We start from the raw sequence: 7,333 nt of genomic DNA, 5'->3' as shown, positions 1-7,333 counted from the left end.
AGATGTATTCATCAGTTATTTGGATTAACTGCTTAGGAGTGGATTCCAGAAGGAATCTATGCCTTTTTTTGCGTTTGTCCATTATTTGCACCAGAACCAAATATAATAATAAAGAATGTTCCCAGCCATTTACCAAAATAACTCGTTAGAATCTGGGGGAAATTTTTATTAGGATTTTTTTGCATTACCAATATTATAGCTATTCCGATTACCGAAGTTATCATCCATCCAAAAATAATAGCAATCCAACCATCTGTACCTGCAATATTGGCAAGTGGGCTTGGCATAATTAACATACCTGATGCAAGTTGTAGCGAATGAATAAAAACAATATATTCAAATGAAGTTAAGTATTGAAAGTTATGTTTCCTCATAGAAACTACCTCCTTTTAATTCCCTTTCTGTTTTCTTGTTTGCTTTGGTTGTCCTGTACTAGATCGATCAGTTATCAGATGATTAGGAAATCTTACAAAAGAATCTTTTAGTTCCTGTAAACGAAAAGGTGCAATTGGTAGCCCATACGGCGAACCATATGAGGTTATTGTGACAAAATGAGCAAATAGGAGCATTAATCCACTAACAATACCTACAATTCCATAAAAGTAGGCAAATAACATCATTGGAAAACGAATAAGACGAATACAACTTGATAAATCATAATTAGAAACGACAAATGATGAAATAGCAGTAATAGATACGATAATAACCATAACATTACTCACAAGTCCTGCTTGAACAGCAGCCTGCCCAATTACGATACCTCCAACAATTCCAATTGTTTGCCCAATCGGTTGAGGGAGACGAATTCCAGTTTCACGAAGCATTTCTAATGTGATTTCCATAATAAAAGCTTCCAATAAAGGTGAGAAGGGGACTTTAATTCTTGATGTTGCAATAGAAATGTATAGATCTAAAGGAATAATTTCAAAGTGAAATGAAACCATTGTAATATATATTGCGGGTAAAAAAATAGCAATAATAAATCCTAAAAATCTTAATAGGCGGAAAAACGATGCAATTAACCAATGGACATTGTAATCATCAGGGGTCTGAAAAAACCAACTAAATTCATTGGAACAATCATTACGCTAGGGGATCTATCAACTAAAACTGCCACTTTACCATCAAGGATTTGATTAGAAATAGCATCTGGACGCTCACTTATATAAGACTGTGGAAAGGGAGTCCAAATCACCAATACTCAATACTGTATCCGTTTTGATTTTACAAATTCTTGTCTTGACTTCATGTACTACATCTTCGTTTGCCACATCACCTAAGTAAAGTAAATATACTAAAGTAGTGGCCCGCTCTCCAATCTTCAATTTTTTTATTTTCAACTCTGCAGAAGGAATATACCTTCGAATGAGGCCTATGTTTTTAGTGGCATTCTCAATAAACCCATCATGTGAGCCTTTAATAGTAACTTCAGAAATAGGTTCCTGAATCGCTCTTTCTGCCCATCCTTTTGTGTTGATAAGAAGGGACCTCTGTTCTCCTTCCATAAACAATACACATTGCCCCGCGAGCAATCCCTCTTTAATTTCATTCCATGTATATACTATTTTGGTATGAGTAGTAATAATATTAGAATTAAATACTTGCATGTCTTCATTAACTTCTTGTAATAATGGGGTAACGACACTCCCTTTTAGTGCAACACCATCTGTAAGGCCCTCAAGATAATATAGTAATACATTCGTTTTTGTTTTCAATTGCAAAGAATGTTCTATTAAATCTGCACAAATATCAAATTTTTTTACTAATGTACATTTTAGTTCTTGTAAGTTATTTGTTTGGATGGTTTCAATATTTTCATTCATTATTCTCTCAAGTTTATTCATATCTAAAGACATGCGCCTCCCACCTTTATATATAAGATTTTTTTATTATTTTTCTATAATCAAATTCTATGCATTGATTTTAATTAGTTAAAAAAAATAATAACAAGTGGGCAACTGCATTTCTAAATGTATTGCTTTTTGGAAATCCTTCCCTTTAATCTAAATGGGCATAAATTTTTGCCCCATAGCATATCTTTAAAACTGTTCCTGTTAATCTTCTTTTCAAGGCATTCTAAATATTATCATTTTTGAATTTAAGATTTCTTAGACTGTATACACACTTTTTCTTTATTACACCAATTTATTATTTTTATCTTAAATTTGTGGAACGAGCGTGAAAAGGCTTCTAAGTGAGTTCTATTTAGTCCCATTTCTATTCTTTATTGTTTAAATGTATTTATAATTTAAAAAAGGGGTGTGTGATTATGTTACAACATTTATTTTTGGATCTTAGAAAGTATGAATATCTTCAAATTTACTCTTCTGGAAAGCTAGAAGGACAAGGAATGTATGTTGGTTTAGTTGAAGATAACAATCAGACATTTTTATGTTGGCGCAATGAAAAAGGGAATAAAATTTATACCAATATTAATTTTATTAGCATAGAAAAATTATCAACCGACGATAATTGTGGTCATCACAATTACCCAAATTGTAATTGTGATCCGAACTATAATGATTGAAATATGAAAAATTATATCTATTAACATAGCTTTTGTAAATAGATAAGGTGAGGGACATACAATGTGGCGAAACCAACAACAAAATTTAAATTTTGCTGCGCCGCTTGACTTGATACAATCTTTAGTCATCACTTCTGATCCTCAATATCCTTGGACAGATTGTCAGGACAATAGCTCATGTCAAAACTGCAATACCCCTGCCCAGGTCGTCCAGAAAATCAATTTGCGAAAAAAAGACGTTTCGAAGCATTGATACGTGAACAATATAATAATATAAATTTGTATACGGATACTGTACCAAATACATCTGTGCTGATAAATGGAGATATGACTTCCTTTGGACATGATGATTTGTTTAATCCTGAATGGAGTAAGATAAAAGATTTTTTTAGAACATTAAGAAGATCCTATTATTATCGATTAGGCAACCATAATATTGAAAATAATTTTGATGACTTCGTAAATAACGGGTGTTTTAAGAGTTCTCTTGTGAATTTAATTTATCATGTTCAAGGGCGTGGTATACCATCATCTCAATTTGACTATAGAACAGAATCAGGGGGATATTATTTAGGTTTTGCTGTTACATGACACCTAGAAAGTTTGCGTATACAGTAAATTTCGGATCAATATACTCTATACAATTGCAAAGTTTCCCCACAATGAATAAGCAAACTGGCCCGACTATTACTAGTCTTACTGAGTATCATATATTTTAAAATCTGAATTGGTTCGAAAATCAATTAGAAACAGCTAGAAGAAACGGGAAAATCATTGTTTTAAATGTTAACAGACCAGATGTTTGGGCTGGAGGACCTAATACAAGATTCGAAAAATCACTACAACAATACAGCGTTGCAGAAATTTTTTGTGGTCATTATCATACAAGGTATAGAGATTTTCCTAACTGGTATAGTGATTATTTTGGTAGTATACCTATCTTTTTATCCGGTGGTGCATCTCAGAGCACATATTTAATTTTAGAACAGTTTTCAGTTAGATTAGATATTTATAATGTAACCTGTAATGATTCGAAAAATAAAAGACTAGCACGTACGATCAGACTCCCTATATCATAACTGATTAAAATATTTCTATACATGAGACATTCTTTAGGTAATATTCTAAAAAAATAAATATTTTTCTTAAAGCGAATTTAGTGTATTGTGAAATATTATTTTTAATGGATCAATGATCTGAAAATTAGAGAGGAGAATAGCTGATGAATAATCGTTCATTTTTGAATTTGAAAAGAGGGGACTGTATTTATGTATATTCTGGAGGGACTTTAGAAGCACAGGGTAGATACCTTCATGTTGTTGAAGATAAAAATGAATTATTTTTATGCTGGAGAAAGCATAATGGAAATGAAGTATATACAAATTTGAATGGAATTAGTGTAGAAACAATAAATGAAAATACAGCGTATCTACAAAATACACGTGCTACTTGTGAACGAGGATATAACAATAATTATGACGATAATTCAAATAGTTCGCATGAGCATGGATATAATAATAATTATGGCCATAATTCAAGTAGTTCGCATGAGCATGGATATAACAATAATTATTATACAGGTTGTACGTGTGGACGTAGCCACAATAACAATCAGCTTAAATAAAAATAAGCATATTTCAAAGATTAATTTGCTGAAAAAGAGAGCCTTATGATAGCTATTATTGATAAAAATGGAGAAGAGCACGGAATCATATATATTTTTTTCTTTTATTTTTCCTTGAACGGCATTCCAACGTGAGGAATGCTGTTTTGTTACCTTTAACTTCACATATATATAAATTTTAAGAGTTATCCAGGTTTAAGTATCGCTATTTTACTTTTAAATCTTGTACCACTCCATAGAAATCAAAGAATACTTTCATAGGATTAGTTTTAAAAATTCATAAAACCCCAACGTTAAATCTACATGATTATCTTCAAAAATAGGAGATTACTTTATTCATGATTTTTCATTTATTTAAATATTATATAATAGTGTCAATTTCTATCTATTTACAGAGGATATCCAGGGGGCGAGTGCATGGCTCAATCAGAATTTAACCAAAATCTACGGGAGCAAGGGCAATCACGTGCAAGAGTTATTATTCTACGTGTGAATAATCCGGGATACAACACTAATACTTTAGACATCGCAGACATAGAAGATATCATTCATTTACCTCAAGCTATAGAGTTAGCTAATGCATTTCAATCTGCACTAGTACCTACTACATCCAACTTCGGGGAGGACACATTAAGATTTGATGTAGAAAGGGGATTAGGAATAGCTACTCACGTTTATCCTAGAGCTATAAATGTGAATTATGTAACACGTACTTTATCACAAACTAATAATCAAGTACAGTCCATGATAAATAAGGTGATAGAAGAGCTTAAATCTTTATTAGGAATTAATCTGGCTAATTCAGTGCTACAACAATTAACCACTGTAATTACAGAAACTTTTACAAACCTCTACGTACAACAGCAATCTGCTTGGCTTTTTTGGGGACGCCAAACATCATCACAAACCAATTATACTTATAATATCGTATTTGCAATCCAAAATGCCCAAACAGGTAGTTTTATGAAAGCTATTCCTATAGGGTTTGAGATATCTGCATATATTGCAAGGGAACGCTTATTATTTTTTAATATTCAAGATTATGCAAGCTATAGTGTCAAAATACACGCAATTCAAGTTATGCAGCCATTGATTCATGAGAGTTTTCAACCCCTAAGAGGCATATTTAATATCATAACTTCCGTAAATAATAGAAGTGCTATTCAAATTACTGAATATTATGACGAAAATACACATGATTATCCTGTTAAGTTATGGGACTATAATAATATTATTAATCAAAAATGGATTTTAGTTTTTAATCAAACTACCCGTGCTTACAGTATTCAAAACCTAATAGCTCGCTATTTAGTACTAACATGGGATTCTACTCCTGGATCAAATAAAGTTTTTGCTTCTACTAATCGTTGGAACGATTCACAATTCTGGATTCTTGAAAGTACAGCAGATGGTTCCATTTTTTTAACAAATATGAAAGACACTCAATTTGTATTAGAGATAGAAAACTCTAGTACTACTAATGGGACAAATGTTATAGTCAATAGAAAAAATAATAATGCACAGCAAAAATTTTACTTAAATAAAGTAAACCAAGAGTTTCAGGATGGTGTATATAAGATTAAGACTGCCCTAAACAATAGTAGCGTTCTGCAGATGTCTGAAGATTATTTTGGTTATACGTCAGATTACTTTGTGAAATTATGGACCAACAATAATAATGATATTAACCAAAAATGGATTTTTGAATTTGATAGCACTAAATCTGCGTATCAAATTAAAAGTCAAAGGGATCCTTCCTTAGTACTAGCATGGACTTGGAGTGTACCTACTGTTAAACTCCCTATTCCAAATAACGATGATCATCTCTGGTTTCTTCAAAATGCTGGGTCGGGTACCTATTATTTTGTAAATATGACAGACACCCGATATGTTTTAGAAGTGGCTAGTTCTAGTACCACTAATGGAACGATACTTACAATCAATAAACGAAACGGAAATTTAAATCAAAAATTTTTGTTGGACATGATTAATTAATAAAAGATATTATTTATTAGTATAAGGCACGTAAATGATTGTATGATTAAAAGCTCAAATTACAAATAATGACTTTAACAGCAATAGTATTGATTATATAAGGGACGATACCGTATTAGTACATTTATCTCAATGGAAATAGATAGCCTGGTGAAGAATAAATATTCAATCCAAAATATATCCTGTCATTAAAACCGTATATTATATATTGCATTTGTTTTTGACATTGTTTGCTATTTGTATTTCATTTTATTCTAATACAAATAGCAAACATAAATTCGCATGAAATTCAATTTTTACACAAACTTATTTACATAATTAAATTATGAAATACTAAAATATACTCAAAACTGAATGGTATAGTGTATTTAGTCAAATAAAAATTATAACTAAGTGATAATTTTGTATAAGACCATGAAAATTAGTGCAAAAACTACATATAAATGTATGTAAAATAAAACAATTTTATATATAAATTCATACAAAAAATCAATATATGAAAACTGTTTAAAATTCGTTATCTAACATGAATTGGTTAATTTAATCATGATTATGAGGAGGTAATTAGATCAACATAAGAAAAAATTCTATATATTAAAAGGTAATTTACTTTAAAATTTTTCAATGAATCGTTCAGTATTTAATGATTCCTATATAAAATATGAATTATATAGACACATAACAATATGCAGAGATTCATACAATTTTGCTCGAAATCCCTAAATACTGTATTAGATTTTTATTTATACATCTTATTGTTCGTAAAAACGGTATTTCGTGCGAAGTTTACTCATCCTCAGATCAGGATACTTGTTCTCCTATACTTAATTAAAAAAGTACAGATCAATTAATCTATACTTTTTTAAGGGTATTTTTTATTTCAACCTTCCAGACATATTAGCTCTACACTTTCTACTTTAAACATCCCTTCCGTTTCGCTTATATCAACACGAACTTGATCTGTATCTGGGAAAAGTTCTATGGTTTTCGTTGTGTATTCTATTTGCTCATATGGGTTCTGGTGCAAATAATGGACAAACGCAAAAAAGGCATAGATTCCTTCTGGAATCCACTCCTAAGCAGTTAATCCAAATAACTGATGAATACATCTATTCTGATTTTGGGCAGATTGTGCCCTTAATCATGAAGGATACGATACAACGATTTTCCCAATTGGTGATGGAGTA

4 protein-coding genes and 2 pseudogenes are annotated in these 7,333 nt (G+C 31.0%); 4 read left to right on the top strand and 2 right to left on the bottom strand.

Translation table 11 applies throughout. The annotated features are described in order from the left end of the window. Positions 1-104: 104 nt before the first annotated feature. Both ASE54_RS26780 and ASE54_RS26775 read right to left on the bottom strand, forming a co-directional pair. A pseudogene (locus ASE54_RS26780) lies at positions 105-374 on the bottom strand (GerAB/ArcD/ProY family transporter); the annotation flags it as partial. A 15-nt stretch (positions 375-389) separates the two neighbouring features. Then, positions 390-1,823, bottom strand: a pseudogene (locus ASE54_RS26775) (spore germination protein). 446 nt (positions 1,824-2,269) lie between these two features. On the opposite strand from ASE54_RS26775, the gene ASE54_RS26770 reads away from it, so the two are divergent. The 4 genes from ASE54_RS26770 (at position 2,270) to ASE54_RS26755 (ending at position 6,146) form a co-directional block, all read left to right on the top strand. Then, positions 2,270-2,527 carry a hypothetical protein gene (locus ASE54_RS26770; RefSeq protein ID WP_000939067.1) on the top strand — a complete coding sequence of 86 codons (258 nt, stop codon included), beginning with the start codon at positions 2,270-2,272 and terminating at the stop codon, positions 2,525-2,527. 177 nt (positions 2,528-2,704) lie between these two features. Then, a complete protein-coding gene (locus ASE54_RS26765; protein ID WP_003310456.1) occupies positions 2,705-3,118 on the top strand; it encodes a hypothetical protein in 414 nt (137 codons plus the stop codon). A 631-nt stretch (positions 3,119-3,749) separates the two neighbouring features. Then, the gene (locus tag ASE54_RS37260; protein ID WP_001065346.1) at positions 3,750-4,151 is read left to right on the top strand and encodes a hypothetical protein; all 402 of its coding nucleotides are present in this window, start codon (positions 3,750-3,752) and stop codon (positions 4,149-4,151) included. Positions 4,152-4,568: 417 nt separating this feature from the next. Then, entirely contained in the window at positions 4,569-6,146 is a 1,578-nt protein-coding gene (locus ASE54_RS26755; protein ID WP_000079177.1) for an RICIN domain-containing protein, read from the top strand. Positions 6,147-7,333 lie beyond the last annotated feature (1,187 nt).

It is taken from the genome of Bacillus sp. Root131, from assembly GCF_001429475.1.
Classification (GTDB): Bacteria; Bacillota; Bacilli; order Bacillales; family Bacillaceae_G; genus Bacillus_A; species Bacillus_A thuringiensis_S.
This window is presented reverse-complemented; position numbering and strand designations above follow the sequence as displayed.

What these genes read in the sequence shown, in the direction of transcription:
- ASE54_RS26770 (WP_000939067.1), top strand. Translation starts at nt 2,270, where the DNA reads ATGTTACAACATTTATTTTTGGATCTTAGAAAGTATGAATATCTTCAA.
- ASE54_RS26765 (WP_003310456.1), top strand. Translation starts at nt 2,705, where the DNA reads ATGTCAAAACTGCAATACCCCTGCCCAGGTCGTCCAGAAAATCAATTT.
- ASE54_RS37260 (WP_001065346.1), top strand. Translation starts at nt 3,750, where the DNA reads ATGAATAATCGTTCATTTTTGAATTTGAAAAGAGGGGACTGTATTTAT.
- ASE54_RS26755 (WP_000079177.1), top strand. Translation starts at nt 4,569, where the DNA reads ATGGCTCAATCAGAATTTAACCAAAATCTACGGGAGCAAGGGCAATCA.